This is a genomic window from Acidovorax sp. BL-A-41-H1 (genome assembly GCF_051942715.1).
The window spans coordinates 382,489-409,320 of sequence record NZ_JBPVJQ010000005.1 but is presented as its reverse complement, the minus strand read 5'-3'; the positions used below and the strand labels follow the sequence as shown (position 1 = coordinate 409,320).

Genomic DNA, 26,832 nt, shown 5'->3' with positions numbered 1-26,832 from the left:
CTCTGGCACCGGCGAGTCAACCCCGACTGCCACCGTAACTATGGTGGCCGAGGCCATGGTGCTTGGTCGATACCTTGCACAAGTAGCTTGCACGCTGGAAGAACGCGTCCACGGATTGTGGGTCGCCCCGAAAGAGCATGTAGGACGGACTCTGCGGGAAGTGAACCGACGGTCTACCATCTTCAATGGCTAGACCCAATGCACTGGACCATGCCGCACACACTCGATTAGCCATATTGTCACCAGACGCCCCATAAGTGCCAAGCCAGTTGAAAGCATGGCCATTCAACAAGATGACCACATGGAAATGAACGCGCCCTTGCTCTCCCACTTCCCTCACCCAGAAGTACCGCACCTTCGTGTCATGAGCGTACGCCCCTTCCTTGGCGACTGCTTGTCTGTTATGCTTGATTTTAGCCTTCAGTGATTCAATAAATCTGGATATCACGTCATTGTTGAAGACATCAGGTTTTGCGTCGATACACTCAGGAACACGTAGGTCGCACCTAAAGGCAAACACCTTTGAGTATTGCTCAAGTGCCTTAGCGATCACTTCGTTTAGTACACCAAGATAACTACTCACGAATGGATAGCACTGAGAAACCAAGGGCATTGAATTGTAGTCACCAGACAGGTGAAGTCGATGATTCTTATTTACTCCAAGAGTGTTTTTCATATCTACACCTCGCACGACATATAAAACATTAACAAGAACAAAGTAGCATTGCACGTGCAACCCTACCACTGCATGCATCTTATATATTTATAATACCAATACCTAATTAACACATAAGGAAAAAAGCACCAAATCCACACTTCGGCGCCCTCTTTACCTTATAAGTTCACGGTTCTTACAGACCAAGTTACTCTGGAAAAATAGGGTAAGGCTTAAATCTCCCTCAAGGTTGCACGTGCATGCAACCAATGCTCTATCTCGCCACTCACCCATCCAACCGAGCGTGCACCCAGTTTTATCTGTTTGGGGAATTGATTGTTCTTGATGTAGAGGTAGATTGTTGACCTGGGCAATCCGGTCAGCCTTGAAACTTCAGGCAATCTTAAAATCTGCATGCTTTGCACTCCGGCGCTGTTAGTACAAAGCATCCCTGACTACGGTATTTTTTTCATACCGCCAGCAAGCGTCTAGCAAGAGGAAAGCCCTCCTCCCCAATCACACAACGGACGATCGAATTCGTTCGTGAAATCCGGACGTCAATTCGACTCTGACCTGAGACCATCGTTACCACTCAATCCATTACCAACTCGGTTGACAATGCCGCCGTCGATCAGAATGCCTGTACTACGCAAGGAAGGCTGCGACTGCAGCAGAGCTGGGGGAGATGATTCGGCAAGTCCTGGCAAAGCGAGAAACACTGTCGCAGAAATGCTGCTTCAGCGAAGTCCTCCGAGTCGTGGTGACTGACTGTGCCGACCTGCGCGTACTCACCATGGATCGCGTCCTGGCCGCCTCTAACAGATGCACAGAGAGTCTTACGGCATGCCCCCCGGAGCAAGCCAGGATCATCAGGCAAATCGTCTACATCAGTCCCCCCGCGTAAGGCGACGCTCATGCGTAGGGTCATAGACAAGGCATCAGCAGGCGCTGAAGCCACCCAACTAACTCCAGTAGCGAGAAGCGTCACGCTGCGACCCATAACGTAACTAGGCCAGTCGGTGTATCAAGATGGCCAACCGAGTTGTCTATCACGACCGACATTGGCTCTATGCCGAGTTTCATTGGATTTAGCTACGTGGTGACTGGTGTCAGCGCATGGTGATCTGAGCCATGAACGAAAATTGACCGGACTGGCGCTGACTACCTAGGATGTAGCACTTGAACAGCGCAAACCCAAGAACGTCATTCCCCGAAGATCTAACGCAACCGGTACATCATCCATTGTGATCAGAACAGTCAGTCGGCTACGCTTTAACCCATGTTCCAGAGACTGACAAGTGAAGAATCTATCTATCTTTAGCCTATGTTTCTTCTAGAAGCCGCCTTGAGTACCTCAATGGAACTTGTATAGTTCTTCTAAAATCTTTCAATATCACTTCTATTCATTAAGGAAATATAAAATATGGCAATAAATGATCCAGATGTACCAAAAAACACAGCAATAGATAGCATCATAACGGAACGCATAAGATTATTCATTCATATGTGTTTGGTACAGGACGAGAACAGTCCAGCGAAAAAATATTCGAACTATTTTGGGATAAGTTATGGAGAATATCTTACAAAAAATACAACACTTAACGAACAATTAAAATCGTACATACACCACAGCATATTACCAGACGATATTTTTCAGTGGATTACAGACAACAATTATCAGCACTGCTGGATTAAAGAAATTTTAGGAGTTATTGAAAAATCAGAATACAACTTCGAATACCTAGAGCGAGGCAACAAATCATGGAATTTGATCATGCATATTCCAGCGGATTTGGAAACAAAGTCTTGCAGCATGGCAATAATTGATTATCTATACTTCAGATCGATCTATTACAATTCGAACCCTCTCTATAACCCGCTACACACAATAAAGGAACTAGGCAGACTCTGGTTAATTCAACAGAAAGAAGATAAGGCTTTTGAATGGATGAAAAATAATGACGCCGAATCTAAGATTATTTTCTTTCGAGAATGGCTACAAGGCAAAATATCACCATTTCTCCCATCCACCTCCTCAATTAACACATACGAGCAGCTTTTGATATATTTCTTGCGATCGAATTTTTCAACAATTGAGAAAAAAGCACTTAGCTCAAGTGCAAGAAAAATATGGAATCAAAAGAAAGCAAGGGAGGAAGCGACGGATTCGAAGCAGCACAACTTCATCCTCAGAAATGAGACAATTGCAAAACTCGACGAACTCGCCAAAAAATATTATCTCTCACGCTCAGAGATAATTGAATCAATTATTGAATCTGAATACAAAAACAGAATTCACATTGAAGAAAAAATAAAACGCCGGAAGCAAATCAAACTCCCCCCATCCGATTGATAAAATTAAATCAAAAGCCTTGTCTTGCATGGATTCACACGTCACCAGAGGAAATGGGGCGTGCCACTCCATTAGCGCCATTACAGACCGGCGCCGATACGCAAGCTATAGTGAGGCACCTCGCGGCGAAATATGATCGCTACAGGTTACGGAGACGATCGAGATAGTCAGCCCATAGTTGCATCATCCGCGTCCTGTGATCCAGATATTGCGTTCTGTTGTATGCCCTCCCGTTCGCATCTTTGACTGCATGAGCAAGTTGCGCCTCGATTACCAAGGGGTCGCAATCTAAGCGCTCAGCCAGCATCGTGCGAGCTGTTGCACGGAAACCATGCCAAGTCTGAATCTCTGCCGTGTAGCCCATAGAGATTAAGGCAGTCCGCACTGAATTCTCAGAAATAGGACGCGCGTGGTTGCGCTCTCCCGGAAAGACCAAGACTCCGCGTCCTGTAAGAGGCTGTAGGTCGCGCAAAACGGCCACAGCTTGTCTAGACAATGGCACCAGATGCGGCGCCCCATGCTCCTTCCCCTCCTTCCCACGCTTCATACGCGCTGCGGGAATCGTCCACATTGCGGCTTCCAGATCTATCTCAGCCCATGCTGCACCGCGTAACTCTCCAGGCCGCTGAAATAGCAAAGGAGCAAGTTGGAGTGCTGCACGAACGATGGGCCCTCCTCGATAGGCTTGAATGGCCCGAAGCAACTCACCCAATTTCTCAGGATCAGTTATCGCTGCAAAGTGGCGCCCTCGGTATGGAGACAGCGCTCCTTTGAGGTCTGCCGTTATGTCACGCCCTACCCTACCTGTGGCCACGCCGTAGCGCCACACTTGGCGTGCCAGCATCAATCCCCGGTCTGCAGTCTCGACGGCACCGCGTTCTTCAACTTTTCGTAAAGTAGCGAGCAATTCAACGGGCTCGATATCGGCCAAACGGCGCTCGCCAAGCCATGGAAAAAGATCACGCTCAAACTGGCGAAGTGAGCGCTCTGCGTGCCCCTCACTCCACTGGCCCTTCTGCCTCGCATACCACTCCAACGCGACCACTTTGAAGGTGTCCCCAGCAGGGTTACTCGCCTTCAGTCGCTCCACTTTGCGTGCTTTGACCGGATCTACGCCCTCAGCCTTCTGCAACTTCGCAGCGTCACGCGCCTTGCGGGCGGCAGTCAATCCGACAGATGGGTAACTGCCCAGTGCCATTCGCCCTTCTTTTCCGTTGATACGGTACTTCCAGAACCAGCGCTTGGAACCCGTGGGGCTAACTTCCAAGTAAAGCCCGCCTGAATCAGAGAGCCGCTCACGCTTCAGGGTGGGGGAACAACGAGCGTTTTTGCAATGTGCATCGGTCAACATGGGGGAACATCCAGAGGTGATGAAAGCGCTCCTCCATAGGAGAATGGGGGAACAATCACCTCAAGTCTACGATTTTTTCAGTGTGTTCCCCCTTGTGTTCCCCCACTTGGCCTTGGATGTGGTTAGACATCCTTAGACCTCCCTGCACCGTAACCTGTTGATTTTCCAAAGAAAAAGGGCGTTCACTGGACTTCAGTGAACGCCCTTGGACGTTATGGTGGTGGTGGAACACGGAACCGAACCCGCGTCCGTAATCCGAGACAGATAGTAACGCCTCCGCCTTGGGGGCGTGGATTCGACGATTTGGCCACCCGCGCCTGGGGCCGTGCGCAAGCGCGTCGCACTCAGCTTGACTGAGGCAATCCATCCCATCCCCTACCAAGTCGGAGACAAACCTTCCGAGTTCGGTCGCTTTTGGTCGCCAGTTGGAAAATTTTGCACTATCCTGTCGTCCTTTACCAATCATCCGACTGGCCCCACTCCATGCCCAAAAACACCAGCGAAAGCGGAATCCTGACGATCAAGGAAGTCGCCGAGTACCTGAAGGTCACGGAGCGGACGATCTACCGACTCGCGGCAGCCAAGAAAATACCGGCCTTCAAAGTCGGCGGGACATGGCGCTTCCGGGCAACGGACATCGACGGCTGGATAGCCGACCAGTCGAAGAAGGCGGAGGGAACCGATTGATCTCCGCCTACCACGCCAAGTACTACGCCCACGAGCTAACGCGGCGACACGCCGCCGATGGCGTAGATCGCCTCTCCCAATCGCTGTTCGATGCCAGCGTCGATCTGAACCCGCATCAGATCGAGGCGGCGCTGTTCGCCCTTCGGAACCCATTGCAGGAAGGCGTACTGCTGGCTGACGAGGTGGGGCTGGGCAAGACCATCGAAGCCGCGCTGGTGGTTTGCCAATACTGGGCTGAGCGCCGCCGTCGGCTCTTGGTCATCTGCCCGGCGAGCCTGCGCAAGCAATGGGCGCAGGAGCTGCACGACAAGTTCGCCGTGCCCACCACCGTGGTGGATGCCGTTTCTCTGCGGAAGCAGTCCGCTGGCGACATGCTCGCCACACTGCAACGGCTGGTCGGCAAGGCGGTCGTGATCATGTCCTACCAGTTCGCCGCCAAACTGGAAGCCGAGCTTCGTGCCGTGCCCTGGGACGTGGTGGTCATCGACGAAGCGCACAAGCTGCGCAACGCGCACCGCGCCAGCAACCGCACCGGGCAGGCGCTCAAGCGCGCACTGCAAGGCCGCAAGAAGCTGCTGCTCACCGCCACGCCGCTGCAGAATTCCTTGATAGAGCTGTACGGCCTGTCCACGCTGATCGACGAGCACCTGTTCGGCGATGAGACGGCCTTCCGCAAGCAGTTCATGAACAGCGGGACGGGCCTGGACGAATTGCGCGCGCGTCTTGCCAGCTTCGCCAAACGCACATTGCGCCGCGACGTGCTGGAGTACATCAAGTACACCGAGCGCAAGGCGCTCACCCAGCCGTTCAATCCCACCGACGACGAGCAGGCGCTGTACGAGCGCATCTCGGCGTTTTTGCAAAAGGAAGACTCCTACGCCCTGCCCAAACAGCAGCGCCATCTCACGGCACTGATCTTGCGCAAGCTGCTGGCCTCCAGTTCGCACGCCGTCGCTGCCACGTTGGTCACCATCCGCGAGCGCCTGCAGGGCTTGCTCACGGCAGACAAAACGGAAGACGACGGCAGCCAACTGGTCGAACAGCTCATTGCCGAGGACGACCTGGAGCAGGACTATCTGGAAGAGGAAGCCAGCGAGGCCGACGAAGACGCCGAAGCCCCTACGCCCGCGCCAGCGGAAGACGATAAGACGGGCGCTGCAAAAGACGCTCATGCCGTCCGCGCTGCCATCAGCGCCGAGATCGCGGAGCTGACCGCGTTCGTCGATGCCGCGCAAGCGCTGCAAACCGACACCAAGGCGCAGGCGCTACTGAAGGCGCTCGGCTTGGGCTTCAGCAAGATGGCCGAGCTGCGCGCGCCGCGCAAAGCCATCATCTTCACAGAGTCCAAGCGCACGCAGGAGTACCTGCACCGCTTTCTCTCAGCCAACGGCCACGCGGGCAAGCTGGTGCTGTTCAGCGGCACCAACAATCATGAAGACTCCACCGTCATCTACCAGCGCTGGCTCGAAGAGTACAAAGGCACGGATCGCGTCACCGGCTCGCCGCAGGTGGATCGCCGCACCGCGCTGATCGACTACTTCCGCAAGGACGACGGCACCGGCGCGGAAATCATGATCGCCACTGAAGCGGCTGCCGAAGGTGTCAACCTGCAGTTCTGCGCGCTGATCATCAATTACGACCTGCCGTGGAACCCGCAGCGAGTCGAACAGCGCATTGGCCGCTGCCACCGTTACGGCCAACGCTACGACGTGGTGGTCATCAACTTCTTGAACACCCGCAACCAGGCTGACCAGCGTGTGCTGGAACTGCTCACCGAAAAATTCAACCTGTTCTCCGGCGTGTTCGGTGCAAGCGATGAAGTGCTGGGTCGCATTGAAGGCGGCCTCGACTTCGAGAAACGCATCCTCCAGATCTACGACACCTGTCGCCAGCCCGAGCAGATCGAAGCCGCTTTCAACGCCCTGCAAGCCGAGCTGGAAGAAGTTATCGCCGACCGCATCAAAGACACCCAGTCCCAATTGCTGGAGAACTTCGATGAGGACGTTCACGACCGCCTCAAGCTGCGTCTTCAAGACGCCGAAGCGCGGCTCGACAAGCTGGGGCGCTGGTTCTGGGGTGTCACCTGCTTTGCATTGGACGGCCGCGCGCGCTTCGACGAGCAGTCCTACGCGTTTTCTCTGAGCACGCCGCCAACTGGAATCGCCACAGGTCGCTATCAGCTCATTCGTGGTGCGGCGCAGCCGGACATGCTGGCGCACGCCTACCGCCTCAGCCACCCGCTGGGGGAATGGAGCATTGATGCCAGCCTGAACGCGGCCACGCCCGTCGCCACATTGAAGCTCGACTACGGCAAACACGGCGCGCGCGTCTCCGTCATCGAGAGACTACGCGGTATGGCCGGCTGGCTGACGCTGGCCCGGCTGGAAGTCACCGCCTTCGAGACCACCGAGGCGCTGCTGTTCTCCGGCCTCACCGACGATGGTCAGGTGCTGGATCAGGAAACGTGCGAAAGGCTGATGACCATTCCAGCAGCTGGCAAACCCACTCCTTTGAGCACCACCGTACCCGAGGCCCTGCTGGCCAACAGCCAGCGCGCGGTCGCCGCCACCGTTGCCCAGGTGTTGGAGGCCAACCAGCGCCTGTTCAATGAAGAACGCGACAAGCTGGAACGCTGGGCCGACGACAAGCTGCTGGCCGCAGAGGAAGCCCTGAAGAACACCAAGGCGCGCATCGCCCAGTTGAAGCGCGACGCCCGCAAGGCCGCGACCTTGCAGGAGCAGGATGGCATCCAGCGCGAACTGTCTGAGCTGGAGCGCAAGCAACGCCGTCTGCGCCAGGAAATTTTCGCCGTCGAGGACGAGATCATCGCCAAGCGCGACGAATTGATTGCCTCGCTCCAGCAGCGCCTGCAAGAAAAAACAAGCCACGAGACCCTGTTCAGCGTGCGCTGGCAGGTCACCTGAAACGCAAATCCTTCGAAGAATCAGAAATCCCGAGATCAGGGCAACCCATGACCAACAAACAGAATCCCAAATTCCAGGAGCTCGTCGCCAAGCTGCGCGAGATCTTCCAGATCGACCGCCCGGAACTGGACTTCGGTATCTACCGCATCCTCAACGCGCGTGCGGGCGAGATCAACGACTACCTGCAAAACCGGCTGGCCGAGAAGGTGCAGGCAGCCCTCTCCGCAGGCAGCGCCGCCAGCGCGCAGCAATTGCAGGCTGAACTGCAGGATGCCGAGAAGAACGCCCAAGCCTTGGGCGTCAGCCCCGACGCCGTGCCCAAGGTGCAGGAACTGCGCGCGAAGCTGAAGGATGCCACCGCAGGCAGCAGCGAACACGAAAATGCCGTGTTCTCGCACCTGCTGGCCTTTTTCTCCCGCTACTACGAGCAAGGCGACTTCATCAGCCAGCGCCGTTACAAGGGCGACACCTACGCCATCCCCTACGCGGGCGAAGAGGTGATGCTGCATTGGGCCAATAAGGATCAGTACTACACCAAGAGCGGCGAGAACTTCAGCAACTACAGCTTCAAGATCGAAGACGGCCGCACGGTGCATTTCCGCCTCGCCGCCGCCGACACCGCCAAGGACAACCGGAAGGACAACGACAAGGAGCGTCGATTTGCCCTGGTGGCGGCGAAAACCGTCACCCGTGTGGATGAAAACGGCGACGAATACGAAGAGGAACTGGTGCCAGTGGAGGAAGCATCGGGCAGTGACGGCAACAAGGAGCTGATCATCCGCTTCGAGTACGCCGCCCAGCCCAAAGGTACCAAGCAGGAGGCGCTGGTCACCAAGGCCGTAGAGGCAGTGCTGGCGGACACCGCCGTCAAGGCCCGCTGGCTGGCCCTGGGCAACCGCGCGCCTACGGAGAAGAGCCCGCAGCGCACCCTGCTGGAAAAGCACCTGAGCGACTACACCACCAAGAACACGGCGGACTACTTCATCCACAAGGATCTGGGTGGTTTCCTCCGGCGCGAATTGGACTTCTACGTCAAGAACGAAGTCATGCATCTCGACGACGTGCAGAACGCGGGCGCGTTCGCGGACATCGAGAAGAACCTTCGGATGATCCAGTGCCTGCGCAGCATCGCGCTGGAGCTGATCACTTTCTTGGCCCAGTTGGAAGACTTCCAGAAGAAGCTGTGGCTGAAAAAGAAGTTCGTTGTCTCCAGTCACTACTGCATCACGCTGGATCGGGTGCCCGAGGCGCTTTATACAGAAATAGCGGCGAATGAGAAGCAGTGGCAGCAGTGGCACGGGCTTGGAATGCGAACCACGAAAACCCCGGGGTCCATCGATGACTTGAAGGCGAACCCATATCTGATGCTTGATACAGCGCTCTTTCAAGAACCCTTCCGGGCGAAGCTACTAAACGAAATCGCGGACATTGAATCAACGACCGGTGGTGTTGTTATTCATGGGGACAATTTTCAGGCAGTAAATCTAATCTCCGAAAGGTACAGGAGGCAGGTCAACTACATATATATTGACCCACCATACAATACAACTGAGAACGCATTCGCATACAAGAATCAATACAAGCATTCGTCGTGGGCATCACTGATTCATAACCGTGTTTCAAAGTCGTACCCACTTATCTCGGAGGATGGCGTCTGCGCCGTTGCGATTGATGATACCGAATCCGGAATTCTGCGCGAAATCTTAGGGCAAGTTTTCGGCGGCGAGAACTATGTTTCCACGGTTGCAATCGAGGTCAACCCAGCAGGACAGAATCTTCGACCAAATACCCCGGCACGATCGCATGACTACTTTCACGTGTACGCAAAGAACATCGACAAGATGGATATGTTGCTTCGCGGACTCACGCCAGAGGAAGAGAAGGCTTATAAGGAACAAGATGCTGACGGCTTTTACCTTTGGGACAATCTGCGGCGACGGGGTGGCAATTCTCGACCATCGGATCGGCCCAAGCAGTACTTCCCGCTATATGCCTCGCTTGCACAAAAGAAGGTCAGCGTAGAGCCATTTGACGGGTGCGAAGAGGTCTGGCCAATTGACCCTAAGGGTGAAAAGCGAATTTGGCGTGTCAACAAGGATGGCGCAGCTAGATTCATCGAATCCGGGGATATTTCTATTCTCGAAAAGGCTGGGCGATTTGAACTCGTCAAGAAGACCAGAAAACCAGAAGGGAAAAAGCCAAAAACTCTCTGGTACGAGTCCGGTTACTCGGCTACTACCTATGGCACCAAACTGCTAATTGACATTATTGGCGAGCAGATATTTAGTTACCCCAAAGCATTGGGTCTGGTGACTGATGCCTTGAGTTATTGGCTTCCTGCCGATGGCATGGTTCTCGACTACTTTGCGGGCTCAGGGACAACTGCCCACGCCGCCATTGCTTTGAACAGGACCGATGGCGGTTCACGCAGATATGCAGTTGTTGAGCAGGGCGAATATTTTGAGACTGTTCTGAAGCCCCGCATTCAGAAGGTGGTGTATTCCGCCGAGTGGAAGAATGGCAAACCAACCGCCCCTGAAACTGGGATTTCGCACTGTTTCAAGCTGCTGAAGCTGGAAAGCTACGAAGACACCCTGAACAACCTGCAACTGCTCCGTACGTCCGCGCAGGGCGATCTGCTGAACACCCTGCCACAGCAGGCCAAGGACGACTACCTGCTCAACTACGTGCTGGACGTGGAAAGCCGGGGCTCGTTGCTGTCGGTGGAGGACTTCAGGAAGCCCTTCGACTACACCCTCAACGTGGCGGTGGACTCGGCGGGCGCGTTCGAGCCGCGCAAGATCGATCTGGTCGAAACTTTCAATTTCCTGATCGGCCTGCGGGTAAAGCACATCGATGCCCAGCCGCAGCGCGGCTTCGTCACGGTCACCGGAACCCTGCCCAGCAATGAGACCTGCCTCGTTCTGTGGCGCGATTGCGATGTGCTGGACTACGAAGGCATCAGCAAGCTCTGCGACAAGCTGGCCATCAACCCGGCGGACAACGAGTTTGACGTGGTCTACATCAACGGCGACCACAACATTCCCACCGTGCTGACGCAGACGGCCGAGGAAGGCGGTGCCACGCGCGTGCTCAAGCTGCGCCAGATCGAGCCGGAGTTTCTGGAGCGCATGTTCTCCGTGGAGGACATCTGATGGCACGACCACGCAAGACCCCTGCCGCCGGTTCGGGCGCAAGCGGCGCAGCCGGTTCCAGTCGCGGCGGCAAGAAGCGCAGCTTCCATCAGGAATTGGTGCTCAACCGCTGGGTGCTGGGTTTCTTTCAGGGCGGCACGCTCGCGGCACTCAAGATGCGCTTGGGCGATGACCGCTTCGAGGGCATCGACGAGGACGGCCAGACCAAGTTCTTCCACGAACTGATCCGAGGCTTGTTCGATCCCAACAAGGTGCCCGAGGCCGACTTGCGACGCTACGACTTGAACGTCGTCGCCCACTGGCAGGCCATTACCGCCCAGCGCAACAAGCTGGAAGGCCACGAACTGCAGATGAAGTACTTCCAGTACCTCTCGCTGCTGTTCACCGAGCTGTATCTGGACTGGTACTTCAACCACCGTCAGGACTTGCTCGATGGCCTGAACGAGGAAATGACGCGTTACCGCGCCGAGACGGGTGCGGAACCGTTCCGCGATTTCGAGGCGGACGACCTGAACAAGATCGCCTTCTGGAATGCCACCGGCAGCGGCAAGACCCTGCTGCTGCACGTCAACATCCGCCAGTACCTGCACTATTTTCAGGCGGGGCGCAGCGATCACTTTCCCGACAAGATCATCCTGCTCACGCCCAACGAAGGGTTGAGCCGTCAGCATCTGGAAGAGCTGCACCTGTCCGGCTTCGGGTTCTCGCAGTTCTTTAACAAGGCTCAGTCACCCGCGCGCGGCACCATCGAAATCATCGACATCAACAAGCTGGGCGATGAGATGGGCGACAAGACCGTCGCCGTGGATGCCTTCGAGGGCAACAACCTGGTGTTGGTGGACGAAGGCCACCGTGGTACTGGCACGGCGGCAGGCGCGTGGATGGCACGGCGCGATGCGCTGGTGCGCGGTGGTTTTGCCTTCGAGTACTCGGCCACCTTCGGGCAGGCGGTGGCCAAGGGCATGATCGTGGCGGCGGCGGAAGAAGACATCCAGAAGAAGCGCGCCAAGATGCTGTTCAACACCACCAGTCTGCGCAGTCTGGACGACGGGCAGAAGGCGCAACTTGCGCTGACCGCCGAGGACAAGCGCCGCGCGCGCATCACTGCGACGCGCGAGATTTACGCCAAGTGCATCCTGTTCGATTACTCGTACAAGTTCTTCTATGAGGACGGCTACGGCAAGGAGTCGCTGATCCTCAACATGAGCGGCGAGGCCTACGAGCAGGCGGATAACGCGCGCAAGTATTTCACCGCCTGCCTGCTGGCCTACTACCAGCAGCTCTGGCTGTGGAGCACGCACCGCTCGGCACTTGCCGACTTCAACATCGAAAAGCCGCTTTGGGTATTCGTGGGCAACACGGTGTCAGGCGAGGAGTCGGACATCCTTGAAGTGGTGAACTTCCTCGCCGATTTCCTGAACAGCGAAATGCAGATCAAGATCTGGCTGACCGACCTGATTGCGGACAAAGCGCAGATTTTGGACGCCAAGGGCAACAACATCTTCAGCGGACGTTTCACGCCCCTGATGGGCTTCGGCGGTCGCGTGGATGAGCTGTACGCCGACATCCTGCTGCGAGTGTTCAATGCCTCGGCTCGTCAGCGCTTGAAACTGGTCAACATCAAAAGCAGCAAAGGCGAGTTGGCCTTGCGCGTGGGCGATGCAGAGCCCTTCGGCCTCATCAACATCGGCGACGATGCGGGCTTCTTCGGGATGGCGGAGGACGTCGAGGCCTTCGACAGCGAACGCGACGACTTTGGCGGCGCGCTGTTCGGCACGCTGAACAACAAGGACAGCCGCCTCAACGTGCTGATCGGCTCGCGCAAATTCACGGAAGGCTGGAGCAGTTGGCGCGTGTCCACGATGGGCCTGCTGAACATGGGTCAGGGTGAAGGTTCGCAGATCATCCAGTTATTTGGGCGCGGGGTGCGCCTCAAGGGCAAGGGCTTCTCGCTCAAGCGCACCTTGCCCCAAGACAGGCCCAAGGGCGTGCATCTGGACAAGCTGGAGGCGCTGAACATCTTCGGCGTGCGCGCCAGCTACATGGCCGCGTTCAAAGACTACCTGCGCGAGGAAGGCATCACGCCCAGCGATGAAGTGCTGGAACTGGACTTCCCGACAAGGGCCAACCTGCCGAAGGGCAAGCTCAAGACCCTGGCGCTGAAGGATGGCTACAAGGACAACCAGAAACTCGGGTTCAAGCGTACGCACTTCCCTTGGCTGTACGAGATTCCTGCGCAGTTCCAGGGCAAGATCAAGCCACCCCATGTGGTACTTGACCTGTACCCGCGCGTCGAAGCGCTGTCCAGCAAGGACAAGGGCACAGCCCCCACGACGGAAGCCCGCAACAAGGGCAAGCTGAATCAGACGCTGTTTCCGGCTTTCAATTGGGATCGCGTCTATCTGGCGTTGCAGGACTACAAGCTGCAGCGTAGCTGGAGCAATCTGCGGCTGGAACGGCAGAAGCTGATCGACTTCTGCGCGGGTGCGCAGGATTGGTACACGCTGTTCATTCCGGCGGCGGAGCTGAACGTGACGACCTTCGCCAACATCCGCAAGCAGGAAGACATCCTGCTGCGACTGCTGACGGACTACACCGACCGCTTCTACAAGGCCTTGAAGACGGGCTACGAAGGCCAGTTCTACGACATCACCCACATCGATGAAGATCACGGGTCGATGCTCAAGCTTTACCAGTTCGAGATCGAGAACAGCGACGACGGTCTGGAGTATCAGGCGAAGCTGGAAGTGCTGAAGAAGCTGGTGGCGGACGGCAAGATTGGCGAGGCCAGCAAATGGAACGCGCCGCACATGGTGGCCATCAGCTTCGACCGGCATTTGTACTACCCGCTGCTGGCGTTGGAGGACAAGGATGCAGTGCCGCTGAAGCTCCGTCCGCTGGCTTTTGACGCGCCGAGCGAATGGGAGTTCGTCCGCGATCTGGAGGCGTTCTACAACTCAGGCGAAGGTAAGGAAGCGATTGGCCCACGCAGCCTGTACCTGTTGCGCAATGCGGATCGGGAAGAGAAAGGCCTAGGCTTCGCGTTGGCGGGCAACTTCTATCCGGACTTCCTGCTGTGGCTGGTGGACGACGCCAGCGGCAAGCAGTGGCTGACGTTTGTCGATCCGAAGGGTCTGCGCAATCTCGACCTGTCGCACCCCAAGCTGGGTCTGTACAAGGAAGTGAAGACACTGGAAACAACGCTGGCGGCGCAGGCCAAGGCGGGCGAAGCGCCGCTGGTCTTGAATGCCTTCGTTCTCTCGCCGACGAAGTTCGCCGACCTGCTGAACGTGGGCGACCCGACAAAGAAGGCCGATCTGGAAAGCCGCAACGTGTTGTTCATGGAGGATGGTGCCAGCGCCTACTTGAAGAAACTTTTCCGGGTGCTGGCATGAGTGGACACCTGATCGCGAAGTCGGTGAACGAGGCGGACAACCATCTGCATCGGATACCGCAATAGGAGCCATCCATGAGTGCCGCAAATCTTCGATTCCAAGTTGATTCCCGTCTCGCCACGCTGCTGAGTCAGGAATACAGATCGACCGAGCGTGCCTTGAAGGAATTGGTGGACAACGCTTGGGATGCCGATGCGGATCAGGTGAGCATCCAACTACCGAAACCCTTGAGCGGCGAACCCATTGTCATCCGCGACGATGGAACCGGGATGACAGAAGAAGAACTCCGGCGGCACTACCTCACCATAGCCAAAGATCGGCGTTCGGCGCGAGGCGAGCGCACCGCCGGAAAAAATCGCCAGGTCAAGGGACGTAAAGGAATCGGCAAGTTCGCCGGATTCATGGCTGCGTCGGTGATGACCTTGGAGACGAGCACACGGGGGAGGCTCTGCCGCATAGTCCTACGACTGGATGCCATAGGCAAGGTGGAGGACATCGAGCACCTCGATATCGTCCTTCAGAGTGAGGACTGCGATCCAGACAGGCACGGCACGGTCATCACGCTGAGCGAACTACATCAAGGATTGGCCTATCCCGACCCAAATCGCTTGCGGCAGGTGCTCTTGCAGGACTACGGAAGGCATGACGATTTCGCAGTTATCGTGGATGAGAAGCGGCTCGATGTCGATGACGTGCAAGGGAGCTACTCGGAACACCAGACGACGCTGCTTGACGTTGGCGACGTCAAATTGCGTCTATCGATCTTCGACGGCAAAGCGGGCTTGCGCCAGCCCGGAGTCACGCTTCGCGTCGGTGGAAAAGCGGTCGGCTCGCCCAGCTTCTTTGGTCTGGAGGGGCACGAGTATTTTCCGCCGAAGCTGTTGAAGAAGATGTACGGTGAAGTGGATGCGGACGGGCTGCTCGACCACGTCACCGCCGGATGGGATTCACTGGTAGAGAACAGCGAAAAGCTGAAGGCGGTGGAAGCCTTCGTTCAGCCGATCCTCATTTCGGCGGCGAAAGAAAAGTACGGAATGGAACTCCAGCTCGCGCAAGCGCGAATGCAGAAGGCCATTCAGCAACGCTTGGCCAGCTTGCCAGAACACAAGCGGAGTTTCGCCGACAGGTCGATCAAGAAGATTCTCGAACGTTACTACGACGAGCCGCCGAGCAAGATTGAGCCAATCGTCGGCGTGTTGCTGGATGCATTGGAGCGATCCGACTACCGCATCCTGCTGGAACACATAGCCGATGCATCGCAGGGTGAAGTGGCGACCATTGCGGATCGCTTGAACGACTTCGGGTTGGCTGAGATGGCGTTTCTTGTCGCGCAAGCAGCTGCGCGACAGACATTTCTCGACCAACTGGAGGAATTGGCGCGCGATTCCGCTACGACCGAAGCGGCGATGCACAAATCGCTGGAATTGAGTCTGTGGGTGTTCGGGCCAGAGTATTCACTCTTCAGCTCCAACATCACGTTGAAGAGGCAGATTGAAGATGTGCTCAACACGACGTACAAGGGGAAGAATGCCGACAAACGTCCGGACTTGCTGCTGAACCAGAATCTCAGTGGTGAGTATCTGCTGATCGAGTTCAAGCGCCCCGACCACAGCTTGAATTACGATGACTACAAGCAAGCCATCGAGTACCGGCACGACTTCGCCAAGCACATTACTTCGCCGATCCGGGTGGTTCTGATTGGCGGGCGCTTATCGCCTGACTTCCCCAAAGAGAATCGTGAGCCGAATGTCGACGCTCGAATCTTCAGTCAAGTGATTGCTTCTGCGCGACGCCAAGTCGAATGGTTGCTGCGCATTGACCACAGCCAGGTCACTTCGTAGTCACTTGCATCTCCCTGACCCACACCTGCAACGCCTTCAGTTGCTCGGCGTTCTCGTGGCAGGTCTGGTAGTTGGCGGCAACGGTTCCGGCGACGGCAGAGAGTGCAATGCCTGCGGCGGCCGCATCAGCATCTCGGGCGGGTTCGGGCAGTTCACCGGCGGCGGCAGCGTCGTGCAGGCGCACAAAGCCACGGTTGACAGTGCAAGCAGCATCGGCTTGAACGGGGACATAGACGGGAACCTCCTTGATGATGGTGTCGCCCTTCTCGCGGACGACGCGGACGCGGTCGACGTACTGGGTGACGACCTTGACGGTGGCTTGCGCTTGCCGCTCACGGATGGCGGCGACCTGCAGGGCCTGCTTCTGGACGGCGGCGTCCCACTGGGCCTGAACGTCGCCCGCGCCCTTGATCCAGCCGAAGCCGATCAGTGCAGCGGCGAGCAGGACGAGGGCCAGCCAGCGGTACGGCCAAGGAATCAGGCTCATTGCGCTTCCCCGAGGCATTGCCGGTACTCGGCCTGCCGACGCGTGGCCAGCCCGCCGCACAGACGCGCATTGGCTGGCAGCGCGCAGTCCTTGCCCTGGAAGAAGCGCCAGCGCAGCAGCTCGGCACAGGCTCCGGCGTAGTCCTCGGCGTTGAGCTTTTTCGCCAGCGTGGACTGGCAGAACGCGCGGCTGCCCACGTTGTAGGAGAAGCTGACCAGCGCGTCGTACTCGTGCTGGGCCAGCGGCACGGTCACGCATTGCTTGAGCGCGCCCTCGAACTGCTGTACATCCGTCAGCGCACGGGCCAGCGCCTTCGGCGGCGTGGTGGTGTCGCCCAGCTTCACGTCAGTGGTGGTACCGAAACCGATGGTCGGCACGTCACCCTTGACCGGGATCACCGCGCGGTCGGTGTAGCCCTCGTGCAGCACGATGCCGACCAGTGCGGCAGCGGACAGCGTCAGTGCGGCCACGGTGCGTCTTTGCGGCGGCCGGATCATCGGTGCATCTCCGGCTGCGCCACGATGCGGGCCACGGTCGCGCCGATGCTGGCAGCGAAGGCCAGCAGCACGAATGCGCCACGCGGCAGCACGTCGCCAAACAGCGGTACCACCACTTCCGCCGCCGTGAACGCCGCCGCCAGCAGCGAAAAGCGGATGCTCCAGGCGCGCCGCAACACACGCCGCCAGTCGTCGAGCAGGCAGAGGTTCGGCTTGGTGGTCATGGCGCACCGCCCATTAGCTTGAGCTTGATAGCGGCACCAATGAGCAGTGCAGCCAAGATGCCGGTAGTCACGACCTTGACGGTGGTCTGCCACGCGGTACGGCGGGCATCGCGCCACGCTTCGAGCAGATCGCGCAGCTCGTGGATGTCTTTCGCGGCGTGACCGTTTTCGAGGCCGAGATGGGCGAGACAGCGCTCGGCTCCACGTTCAGCGGCGCGGTCGAGCAGCTCGTCGAAGTCCTCTTTGCGCAAAAGCAGCATGTTCTCCACCAGCACGGCGGGCGCTTGTTGTTCGGGTTCGGTCATTGCAGGTCTCCAGAAAGGCAGAACCCGCCTCGTGGGCGGGTTCGGGGTTGATCGGAAAGTTGAGTTTCAGATTTCGATGATTTCCAGCGTCAGGCTGGGCGCGACGCCTTCAATGGCGTCATCACGCACGAACACCTTCTGGCCAATGGCGGCGCTGCCGCGCGCGCGGATCAGGCCACCACCGGGCAAGGCGACGGTCACGCTGCCTGCGCCGACACTCACCACCGTGCCCGCCTGCAACGGCGGGTCGGGGATGAGCTGGCGGAACTGTTCGTAGAGGTTATGCATAGCTCTGCACTCCCAGCGTCTGCCAGACCTCGGGCATCCCGGCATCGATCTGCGTCGAGCGCACGAGGCCCAGGCGGGTCACGCTGCCGTCTTGGTACTCGACGAAGGCACCCGGTTCGATGATTCCCGTCTCGGCTAGCACCGGCAGGCGCAGGCTCACCTCGATCTGCTGCCCGGTGTCGGCCAGCACGGCGATGCCCCGCTGACGCGCGGCAGCGGCTTCGGTGATGAGCGCATCGACCACCATCGGGGCCAGCACATCCCCGGCAGTCCCGGCCCGGGTGACTTGCCCGAGCACACCGACGTCTTGCCCGGACACGAACACGCGGTTGTAGCCGGGTTTCTCGACCCACCGCAGCGACTCACGGGCCACGGCATCGACGGGCAGCACGAAGTCAGGCGTGACGGTGTCCCAGTCCCACGGCGCGGCCGGATAGCGATGGCGCACGCGGATGCTTTGGTCGGACGGGTGCGGGATCAGGTAACCCCCGGCCGCACTGGCAATCGCAACCAAGGCTTCCATCCACGTGCCCTGCTGAGTGAACACCCCGGCCGGGACGTTCCAGTCCGTCAGACCCCAATCGATGTTCCAGCCCAGCGGGATGCCGTTGAGGGTGAGCACGTCGTCCATCAACTGCCGCGCGGTGCGCGCCTGCGGCTGCTGGAAGTTCATCACTGGCGCGTAGGGGGCGGCCAGCACGGCGTTGCGCCCACGGCCCGAGATGCGGATGCTCGCATCGCCAAACACCCGCTCGCGACTGACGCTCTCGGCCAGGACGCGGAACTGCGTGCCGTTGACGCTGGCCACCAGTTCGACCGGGCCGCCATTGCTGCCGGGCGCGACCAGACTTTCTACTGCGGCGGGGAGCAGTGCCTCGACCCCCCACGTCCAGGACGCGGCGTCGAGCGACAGCGAGAGATTGAACACCGGCACGGGCAAGCCATCGGGCAGCCGGTGCAGGGTCACGTTGTTGATCACGAAGTAGACCCTCCGGATGGGAACGACCACCGTCTCGCCATCGGGCGGGTCGGTGTGGTTTTCGCAGAAGAACAGCAGGTGGGCACTGGCCGGAGCCAGTGCAGCGAATAGTAGATGGCCACTTGGCGTGTAGCAGCGCGGCGGTTCGGGCGGCTCGGGGATCACCCACACGCTGATGCCGGGCGGTGGCCGCATCGCTTCCTGGTACCGCCCGCGCCAGCCCACCGGTCGGCGGCTTGCGCTCTGGAAGTCCGAACCCTGGCGCTGCGTCAGCGGTCGGGCGTTCTGCCAGAGGGCGAGCCGACCGGCGCGCTTGCTGCGGTCACCGTCCTGATGCGCGAAGTGCGTGGCGTCGCGCAAACGGGTGGCGTTCTGGAACACGCCCGTCCGAATCTGCGCGATGGGCGTCGCGTTCTCGTGGGCGAACCCGGTTGCGCCGTGCAAGCGCGTCGCCTGCTGCTGGCCGGTGCGTCGCAGCAGCGGCGCGGCCACCAAGATTGGCGGCAGACGGTGCGCGATGCAGTGAACCGACAAAGCCCCACGCTGCCACGCCGCACCCCAGCCTGCGGGCGTCGCCGTCGCATCCTGCTGGCGCTGCGCTGCGCCGTCCTCGCGCTGCACGGCCTGCTGCCATTCGTGCGCAGTCTGGCCCACCGTCGGGCGCTGCGTGCGCGAGGCGTAGCGCACCTCGCCGGTGAGCACCACCCCGGGCAGGCTGGCCACGCCAACGTTGAGCGGCACGCTCGGGCGCAGGATGAGCGTGCTGACCGTCAAGCCCGGCAGTTCTGCCAGCACCTCCAGCCGCGCGGGCGGAATGAAGGCGACGCTGACGACCGGCAGCGGCAGCGTGGCCTGTACCACCACGTCGTTGCGCGGCGGCACGTAGTCCGCGCCGAAGATCAGATCGGCATCTAGCGTGGCGGGTCGGTCGAACCGCAGGTCGACGTTTTGCCCAGAGTTCACAGGCACCGTTCACCCCCGATCCTTCAGCCCAAGATGGCCGACACCATCCGGGCGTCGCCGCCCAGATAGAGGTTGGTGCTGGCCAGCTTCACATCGCCCGGGCCATCGGTGCCGCTGCAATCCAGATCGAGCGCGGTCACCTCCTCACCGTTGACCAGCCGCGCCCAGGTGGCGATGCCGGTGGCGGCAATGAGGCCGTCCTCCTGCTGGGTGAGCGTCAGCAACCCGCCTGCAATCGTTCCTGCGGGCTTGGTGAGCGCGATCTCCACCAGCATCGCGCTGGTGGGCGTCGCCGCTGGATTGGGCGGGCGTGATCCGCCGTAGATGCGCAGCCGCGCGGGGTTGCTGCCTGCATCGAGGAAGGTCAGCGTGCCCGCCAGCCGCGCCTCGTTGTGCTCCTGCGTTATGGCGACGGTCATGGCATCGGCTCCGGCCTGAGGTTGTCCGCGATCACCGCGCGGTACAGCTGCTGGTAGTCGGTGCTGATCACCGTGTAGCGCTGTTGGGGATCGATGCGCTCGAAGCGGTACGTGCCGTCAGCCTGAGACCACGTGCTCGCCACCAGGGCGTGGGTGTTCTCGCTGTAGAGCAGCACTTCGCGCACCAATGGCTGGTCGGGCTGGCCCTTCTCTTTGACGGTGCCGGTGATCTGGCCGTTGCCGCCGAAATGGATGTTGCGTCGGTGGCTGGCCACGCCTCGGTACTGGCGCGGGTGGCTGCCCGGCACGTTCCACTGCACGGAGTTCGGGCTGTGCAAGCGGCTCAAGGCGACGGCGTGAACGCCGACCGGCGGCCCGGCGAGCGCGGCGCGGCAGGCGGCTTCCAGCGCGCGCAAGTCGGCGAGACTGGCGACACCCGACCACAGCCCGGCCGCGAAGAAGCGCTCGCTGCCGCCGATGTTGTATTCGTTGCCATCGGCGTAGTAGCCGATGCCGCCCACGCTGTCCGCGACCCACGAGCGCGCGAACGCCGCGCCCGCCCAGTCGTTGTTGATGTAGACACGAGCACTGGCCGGGCTGACCACCAGCGCCATGAATTTCAGCGTGCCCCACGCGGGCCCGCTGCCCACCTGACCGCCACTGCCATTGGCGTACTGGTAGATCGCGCCGTTGGATTCCTGATCCAGAAAGTAGCTGTTGCTGTCGCCGAGGGTCTTGTAGAACACCAGCCCTCGGCTGACGTGCATCACGAAGCCCGCCAGCACGAAGTCGCCGGACAAGGCCATCGGCGTCGCCAGCGGCCAGGGCTTGTCCTGGCCGTACAGCCCGTAGAGCGGGAATGGCGTGGCCACGCCTCCCTGCACGGTGATGGCGTTGCTGCCCACCTGATCCTGCAGTTGCCCGCCCGAGAAGTGCAACGCGTCCCACGCCGCGACCGGCGTCAAGGACGCCACGCTCTCCCACCAGCTCACGGCTTACCTCCACGGCCCAGTGATGTCGAAGGCGATCTGCGCGCCCTCGGCTTCCGAGCTGTACTGCGTCCTGACCAGCAGGAACTTCCTGCCCGTCTGCCCGACGACGTTGTCGACGATGGTCTGATCCGAGTACGGGCGATCCTGCGGCATCCACAGCATCCCGGGCATCAGGCCGCGCATATGGCCATCCTCCTGCCGCACATAGGTCGGGAGCAGCCACAGGCTGTAGTCCGGCCCGTTCGGAAACGGCATCGGCCCGCGTCCGCAGACCTGCTGGCCGTTGTTGGTGTTCAGGGATGTCAGCCCGAAGCGCACCGGGTTGCCGAGCTGGGTGTGGTTGCGCAAGAGCACCTTGGCGGTGAATTCCAGCGACTGCGTCAGCCCGTAGCCGTTGTACTGGCCGGGATAGCTCGAGTAGCCCGAGCTGCTGTTGCTCCAATAGATGTCTTCGGCGGCCAGCACCGTCGCGTAGTTGTCGGCGGGCTTGAAGCTCGTGATATCGCCGAAGCAGTAGCCGTTGCGCCCGTACCAGCCGTACCCGGCGGCATTGGTGACAAACAAGTAGAACAGGCGGTCGTCGCCGATCAGCACCCAGTTGCGGTTGCCGCCGCCGCTGTCGCCCGAGTTGTCGTAGCCGCTGGTGCGGGCGTGGTACCACTTGTACCAACCCCACTGGTTGGCCTGAACCTGCTTCCAGTTCTGCGTCGGGTTGTTCGGGTCGAAGGGAGCCTGCGCACCGACGATGGTGTCGATGTCCGACAGGTCTTCGACGATGCCGACGTTGGCCCATTTGGCCCAAGTCGTCGTGTACCCGGGCGTCTTGAGGCTGTCGTCGATCAGCAGCAGGTTCTGCGGCGAGGCGGGGTTTTGGCTGCGGTACGCCGCCTTGTTCGTTCCCGCGAACGCCTTCTCCCAACCCAGCGGCGCGACCTTGGCCGAGATGCTGGTGGCGCTGGTCGCGGGCGACACGGGCGTGCCGATCACCGCGTAGGTGAAGCTGGTCGCGGTGGCGGCGATCACCCTCACCTCGCCGTTGTACTCGGGCTGGTCGGCTCCGGCGATCTCGACCACCTGCTCGGGCCGGTAGGCGTGGCCCGCGCTGATGGTGGCGGTGGCCATGCCATCGACACAAGTCAGCGTGTCGATGGCCTTGAGCGCGAAGCCGTTGACGAGGCAGGCATCGAGCATCGTCACCAGATCGCCCCAGTTGTTGGAGATCTGCGGTGCGCCGGTCATGCCGCTGTTGAAGTATTTGACGGTGAGGTCAGCCATTGAATTGACTCCTTCTGGTCAAGGGGTGTCGACGTCGCCGCGAATCAGCAACGTGAAGTGGTCGTCGGGCACGGATTCCGGCCCCTGCTGGACGGTGCGCACCACCCACACCGGGAACTGGCTGCCGATGGTGTTGAAGCGCAGCACGTTGCCGGTGGCCCAACCGTTGCCCCAACCGAGCGCGGGCAGTCGGAAGTACGGCACGCCGGTCGCCGGGTTGTTGGGGGCGCAGTCGGCGCTGGTATTGCCTGTGGCGATCACACCCACGTTCTCGCCGATGACCTCGAACGAGGTGCTGTTGGTCATCCGCACCACCCAGCGCTCGGTGAGCGCCCCTCGATTGGTGACCGTGATCGGGTATTGCGTGTGGTTGAAGGTGGCCGTCGCGGCGCTGCCGACGAGTTCATCCGACCAGCTGCCGTTCCACGTGCTCTGATCGAACACGAGGTTCACGCGGGCGAACAGATCACCGGCCACCAGCGCGCTGGAGACGAAACTGCCAGAGACCGGATCGCCGGGACTGGCCAGCGGATAGGCGTGCGTCAGCGGGCGCGTGAAGCTGATCTCGCCGTTGATCTGCACGTCGCGCACCACGGCCATGTCCTCGATGCGGTGCTCGATGGTCACTGGCTGGCTGTAGCCGGTCACGTCGGTGAACGTGACGGTGCCTGCTTCCAGATCGGTAACGTAGCCGGTGTGGATCACCACGCCGTTGTGGCCGACCACGCGCACGCGCGACAGACGCACCCGCGCGCAATCGATGGTCTGGCCGTTGCTGACCGACGTCATGATGCGACCGGTGTGGCCGACCACCGCAAAGCCGCCCGGCCGGAAGATCGGCACCCGCCCGTCGCTGGGCAGGCGCACCGGGTCGATGCCCAGCAGCGCCGCGTCCAGGGGCAGATAACTGTAGGCCACGGCGCTGTAGCGCAGGCTGGATGCCGCCACCGGCTCGGGCCGGAAGATCTTGCCGTCCAGACGGACGTTCTCGGCGTCGAACCACGGCTCCGTCTCGTTGCCCGCCGCCGTGACCACGGTGCCAAAGCGCACGCGCACGAGGCCGGTGTCGTAGTCGACATTGCCGTTGACGCCGGACGCGGTGATCGTGCCGTCGATGCCCGCAGTCACGGTTTGCGTGCCGCCCACGGCACGGGCGAACTGGATGGACAGCGATCCCGGGCGCAGCGGCGCGGCACCGGTGCGGAACACGTACTCGCTGGAGATGTTCTCGCCGACCGTGGTCACGCAACTGGCGCGCGTGATGCTGTTGGTCGCGCCCGCCGACCACGAGGTGAGGGTCACCGCGCCCGAGAGGTAGTTGATGCTGCCGCGCGTGACCCAGCCGCTGGGCGTGAATTCACGGAGCGTTCCCTGACCGTTGTCGCCCCAGGGCTGGCTGCCCGCGATGGCCAGCAATACCGTGCCGGTCACCACCTGCGCGTTCACGCCCGGCACCAGCCGAAACGACGGGCTGAACGCGAACGTCTCGCTGTGGTTACTGGTCGAGCCCGCGCTGTTGTAGCGCAGCTTGACGTAGCCGGACTCGTCGTTCGGGTACAGCGACGGCGCGTCCACGTAGCGGATGCCGCCGTAGTTGAGGCGGAACATCTGGCCCACGCCCGAGGCCCAGCCGAGGCGTTGCGCGCCATAGACAGGGCTTGGAATCTTGACAGTGACGTCGGGCTGGAACTGCACTGCGCCAGTGGCGTAGTCGACGCTGCCGATGACGACGCCGGAGCGCAGCACGTTGCCCGCACCATCGTCGCGGGCGTATTGCGTGGGATCGACGCCGTTCCACAGGCCAAACCCCATCGCCTGAATCTGCTGCAGCGTGTAGACCCCGAGCACGGCGGTGTCGGTCAGAGTGTTCCATTCGATCTCCAGCGAACCCGGCTCGATGGAGCCCAGAATCGCAGTCACCGGCACGTGGCCCTGGCCATCGCGCGAGGGGTGCGCGAAGCTGTCTTCCTGCTTGGGGCCCGCGACGTAGTCCACCGTCAGCAGCGCGCCGACCGGCGGCAGGACGTTAGGCGCGAAGCTCAAGAGGTTCTGCGCGACGTTCAGGTTGCCGGTAGCGGCTCCACTGAGCGTGCCGGATGTGGCGGCGGACGCCGTGCGCGTGCCGGTGCCGCTCTCGTGCGGCCAGGTGATGGTGAGCGTTCCCGGCTGCACGCTCTTGCCTTCGGGCGGGGCGAGCTGCAAGGCCTGCGACGCCTTCAGGGCGGCGGTCGGTTGCTGCGTTTCCTGCGTCGGCACGTTCCACGTCAGGATCAGGGAAGAGCCCACGTCGGGCAGCGCGCCCAGTGTCACCACGAAGGCCCCGGTGTTCTTGTTGAAGGTGCCCGCGCCGTAGCTGGCGTCCAGCCCCTTGAGCGAGCCGTTGCCACCGTCCGACAGCACGTACCAGCGGCCCTGCGCCATGTAGCTGATGGAGAGCGTGCCGGGCTGCGGAACCGGGTTCACGGTGCCGACATAGGACTGGCTGCGCGACTCCGGCGTGACCGCGATCTCCGAGCTTTGCGGCGCGCGCTGCAACTGGGCAGCGGGCGTGTAGGTGATGGACTTGCTGTTGGACATTGAGCCGGAGTTCAGGCTCAGGATGCCGTTGGCGTAGTCGATGGTGCCCAGCGTGCCGCTGGCGGTCTTGAGCAGGCCCGCGTCGTCGAAGATCGTGACGCCGTCGGTGACGATGGACAGCGATCCGGGCAGGCAGCCGCCCGGCAGATTGAACTTGAGGGTGGTGTTCCAGGCGTGGCTGGCCGTGTAGCTCACGGGTGCCGCGCCCGGCACCGGCAAGCCCGCTGCGGCATACGGCGGCACGAACGAGATCGGCGTCTCGGTCTGGGCGCTGGGCACGAGCTGCGTGTAGATGGACGCGCCCTTGAGGGTGAAGTCGCCCACATTGGCCGCTTGCGTCAGGGGCACCACGCCGACGTAGGTGCCCGCGTCGGCCACCACCGTGTCGCGTACCTTGGTGCTGTTGGCCGCCCGCGTAAACGTGCGGCTGGCGGGCGAGCCCGTGAAGTCGAAGCGCAGCGCGTCGCTGATGGCGACGGTGACGACCGCCGCCTTGTAGTCCTGATCGGTGTTGTAGGTGAAGCTGCGCTCGACCACCGACACGGCGGTGGCCCGGATGTACTGCTCCTTCTGCGTCGGCAGGCCTTCGTTCTCGATCAGGACGAGGGTCTGGCCGACGTTGGGCACGGCGTCGCTCGGGCGCTGGAACAACTGCACCACGCGCTGGCCCGCGATGTGGTTCTCGAACAGGTAGCCCGCCCACTCCGGGCCCTTGTTGAGGTAGGCCTCGATGCGGGTCTGCGCCTGCTCGCGGGTGTCGAAGGTCTTGCGGGTGGAGAACAGCGTGACGCTGACGCGCTCGTCCTGCGGCGGCTCGGCCACGATGACGTTGGCCCCGAAGTAGGTGTCGGTATCGTCGGTGGCCACCTGCACAAAGCTCTTGCGCAGATTGACGCGGCCTCCAGCGCGATCCAGCTCGGAGATGTCCGGAAAGATCGCGTTCGAGACGCCGTCAGCGATCACCAGGCCCGTGGGCGCACCACCGCCTTCGGGCACGTCCGCCATCACGGCGGACTTCAGCAATTTCACGTCGCCGGATTGAATCGGCATCTCAAATCTCCAGGAATCGAAGGGTCAGGCGGTAGAAATCGGAGCCGGATCGCGCCGGGATGCCCAGCACGGGTTCAGCCTCGATGGCGGCTTCCTGGTGGCGGAAGGCGACCGTGAAGACACGGCCATCGGCGAACGTCAGTTCGAAGCGGCCCGTGGTGCTGGCCACCGGAATCGCCGCCCACCCGCGCAACTGCTCCACGGCGGCACGCGTCACCCACGCCATATCGGGGGCACCCACCAGGGTGATCGGCCGACCTGCCTGCCGGGTCGCCGACTGGATCAGCAAGGCCCCGGTGATCAGGTACGAGGTGCTGGCGACCGCTGGCGACCACGCGTGCTCGTCGCTCCATAGCAAGTCGTCGGGCAATGGCAGAGCCACCCCGGTGTCGAGGTTCGTCAGTTGCATCGGAAA

At 60.6% G+C, this 26,832-nt stretch carries 20 protein-coding genes; 6 read left to right on the top strand and 14 right to left on the bottom strand.

Translation table 11 applies throughout. The features are described 5' to 3' along the window. Positions 1 to 16 precede the first annotated feature (16 nt). Positions 17 to 676: an inovirus Gp2 family protein gene (locus ACTPOI_RS12985; protein ID WP_440109424.1), complete on the bottom strand. Its 660-nt coding sequence runs from the start codon at positions 674 to 676 to the stop codon at positions 17 to 19. 212 nt (positions 677 to 888) lie between these two features. Then, positions 889 to 1,071 carry a helix-turn-helix transcriptional regulator gene (locus ACTPOI_RS12980; RefSeq protein WP_440109422.1) on the bottom strand — a complete coding sequence of 61 codons (183 nt, stop codon included), beginning with the start codon at positions 1,069 to 1,071 and terminating at the stop codon, positions 889 to 891. Positions 1,072 to 2,078: 1,007 nt separating this feature from the next. Here ACTPOI_RS12980 and ACTPOI_RS12975 point away from each other — a divergent pair. Further along, on the top strand, positions 2,079 to 3,008 hold the full coding sequence (locus ACTPOI_RS12975) for a hypothetical protein (protein ID WP_440109420.1): 930 nt from the start codon (positions 2,079 to 2,081) through the stop codon (positions 3,006 to 3,008). A gap of 139 nt (positions 3,009 to 3,147) precedes the next feature. Here the strand turns inward: ACTPOI_RS12975 and ACTPOI_RS12970 are convergent, their stop codons facing one another. Continuing rightward, complete coding sequence (locus ACTPOI_RS12970) at positions 3,148 to 4,359, bottom strand: tyrosine-type recombinase/integrase (RefSeq protein WP_440109418.1); 1,212 nt, start codon at positions 4,357 to 4,359, stop codon at positions 3,148 to 3,150. 483 nt (positions 4,360 to 4,842) lie between these two features. Between ACTPOI_RS12970 and mads1 the strand changes: the two genes are divergently transcribed. The 5 genes from mads1 (at position 4,843) to ACTPOI_RS12945 (ending at position 16,361) form a co-directional block, all read left to right on the top strand. Continuing rightward, positions 4,843 to 5,046 carry a methylation-associated defense system helix-turn-helix domain-containing protein MAD1 gene (gene mads1, locus ACTPOI_RS12965; RefSeq protein WP_209421958.1) on the top strand — a complete coding sequence of 68 codons (204 nt, stop codon included), beginning with the start codon at positions 4,843 to 4,845 and terminating at the stop codon, positions 5,044 to 5,046. Then, complete coding sequence (locus tag ACTPOI_RS12960; RefSeq protein WP_440109415.1) at positions 4,974 to 7,970, top strand: SNF2-related protein; 2,997 nt, start codon at positions 4,974 to 4,976, stop codon at positions 7,968 to 7,970. The genes mads1 and ACTPOI_RS12960 overlap by 73 nt, the downstream gene beginning before the upstream one ends. A gap of 47 nt (positions 7,971 to 8,017) precedes the next feature. Beyond that, positions 8,018 to 11,125, top strand: coding sequence for a site-specific DNA-methyltransferase (locus ACTPOI_RS12955; RefSeq protein WP_440109413.1), 3,108 nt, complete (start codon positions 8,018 to 8,020; stop codon positions 11,123 to 11,125). Further along, complete coding sequence (locus ACTPOI_RS12950) at positions 11,125 to 14,520, top strand: DEAD/DEAH box helicase family protein (RefSeq protein ID WP_440109411.1); 3,396 nt, start codon at positions 11,125 to 11,127, stop codon at positions 14,518 to 14,520. Before ACTPOI_RS12955 ends, ACTPOI_RS12950 begins: the two co-directional genes overlap by 1 nt. A gap of 74 nt (positions 14,521 to 14,594) precedes the next feature. Beyond that, positions 14,595 to 16,361, top strand: a complete 1,767-nt coding sequence (locus ACTPOI_RS12945) for an ATP-binding protein (protein ID WP_440109409.1) — start codon at positions 14,595 to 14,597, stop codon at positions 16,359 to 16,361. Here the strand turns inward: ACTPOI_RS12945 and ACTPOI_RS12940 are convergent. The 11 genes from ACTPOI_RS12940 to ACTPOI_RS12890 all read right to left on the bottom strand — a co-directional run bounded on the left by ACTPOI_RS12940 (position 16,351) and on the right by ACTPOI_RS12890 (position 26,826). Then, on the bottom strand, positions 16,351 to 16,848 hold the full coding sequence (locus ACTPOI_RS12940; RefSeq protein WP_440109407.1) for a hypothetical protein: 498 nt from the start codon (positions 16,846 to 16,848) through the stop codon (positions 16,351 to 16,353). The two genes, ACTPOI_RS12945 and ACTPOI_RS12940, sit on opposite strands and share 11 nt — an antisense overlap. Then, complete coding sequence (locus ACTPOI_RS12935; protein ID WP_440109405.1) at positions 16,845 to 17,318, bottom strand: lysozyme; 474 nt, start codon at positions 17,316 to 17,318, stop codon at positions 16,845 to 16,847. Before ACTPOI_RS12935 ends, ACTPOI_RS12940 begins: the two co-directional genes overlap by 4 nt. Positions 17,319 to 17,341: 23 nt before the next feature. Beyond that, a complete protein-coding gene (locus ACTPOI_RS12930; RefSeq protein WP_440109403.1) occupies positions 17,342 to 17,569 on the bottom strand; it encodes a hypothetical protein in 228 nt (75 codons plus the stop codon). Beyond that, positions 17,566 to 17,874 (bottom strand): DUF6127 family protein, encoded by a 309-nt coding sequence (locus ACTPOI_RS12925; RefSeq protein WP_440109402.1) that lies wholly within the window; start codon positions 17,872 to 17,874, stop codon positions 17,566 to 17,568. The genes ACTPOI_RS12930 and ACTPOI_RS12925 overlap by 4 nt, the downstream gene beginning before the upstream one ends. 66 nt (positions 17,875 to 17,940) lie before the next feature. Next, entirely contained in the window at positions 17,941 to 18,162 is a 222-nt protein-coding gene (locus ACTPOI_RS12920; RefSeq protein ID WP_440109400.1) for a hypothetical protein, read from the bottom strand. Beyond that, on the bottom strand, positions 18,155 to 20,104 hold the full coding sequence (locus tag ACTPOI_RS12915; RefSeq protein ID WP_440109398.1) for a hypothetical protein: 1,950 nt from the start codon (positions 20,102 to 20,104) through the stop codon (positions 18,155 to 18,157). Before ACTPOI_RS12915 ends, ACTPOI_RS12920 begins: the two co-directional genes overlap by 8 nt. 23 nt (positions 20,105 to 20,127) lie before the next feature. After that, entirely contained in the window at positions 20,128 to 20,523 is a 396-nt protein-coding gene (locus tag ACTPOI_RS12910; RefSeq protein ID WP_440109396.1) for a hypothetical protein, read from the bottom strand. Next, on the bottom strand, positions 20,520 to 21,515 hold the full coding sequence (locus ACTPOI_RS12905) for a hypothetical protein (RefSeq protein ID WP_440109394.1): 996 nt from the start codon (positions 21,513 to 21,515) through the stop codon (positions 20,520 to 20,522). The genes ACTPOI_RS12910 and ACTPOI_RS12905 overlap by 4 nt, the downstream gene beginning before the upstream one ends. A 3-nt stretch (positions 21,516 to 21,518) precedes the next feature. After that, the gene (locus ACTPOI_RS12900) at positions 21,519 to 22,790 is read right to left on the bottom strand and encodes a hypothetical protein (protein WP_440109392.1); all 1,272 of its coding nucleotides are present in this window, start codon (positions 22,788 to 22,790) and stop codon (positions 21,519 to 21,521) included. Positions 22,791 to 22,808: 18 nt separating this feature from the next. Then, positions 22,809 to 26,417: a hypothetical protein gene (locus tag ACTPOI_RS12895; RefSeq protein ID WP_440109390.1), complete on the bottom strand. Its 3,609-nt coding sequence runs from the start codon at positions 26,415 to 26,417 to the stop codon at positions 22,809 to 22,811. Between the two features lies 1 nt (position 26,418). Continuing rightward, positions 26,419 to 26,826, bottom strand: a complete 408-nt coding sequence (locus ACTPOI_RS12890) for a hypothetical protein (protein ID WP_440109388.1) — start codon at positions 26,824 to 26,826, stop codon at positions 26,419 to 26,421. Between the last annotated feature and the right edge of the window lie 6 nt (positions 26,827 to 26,832).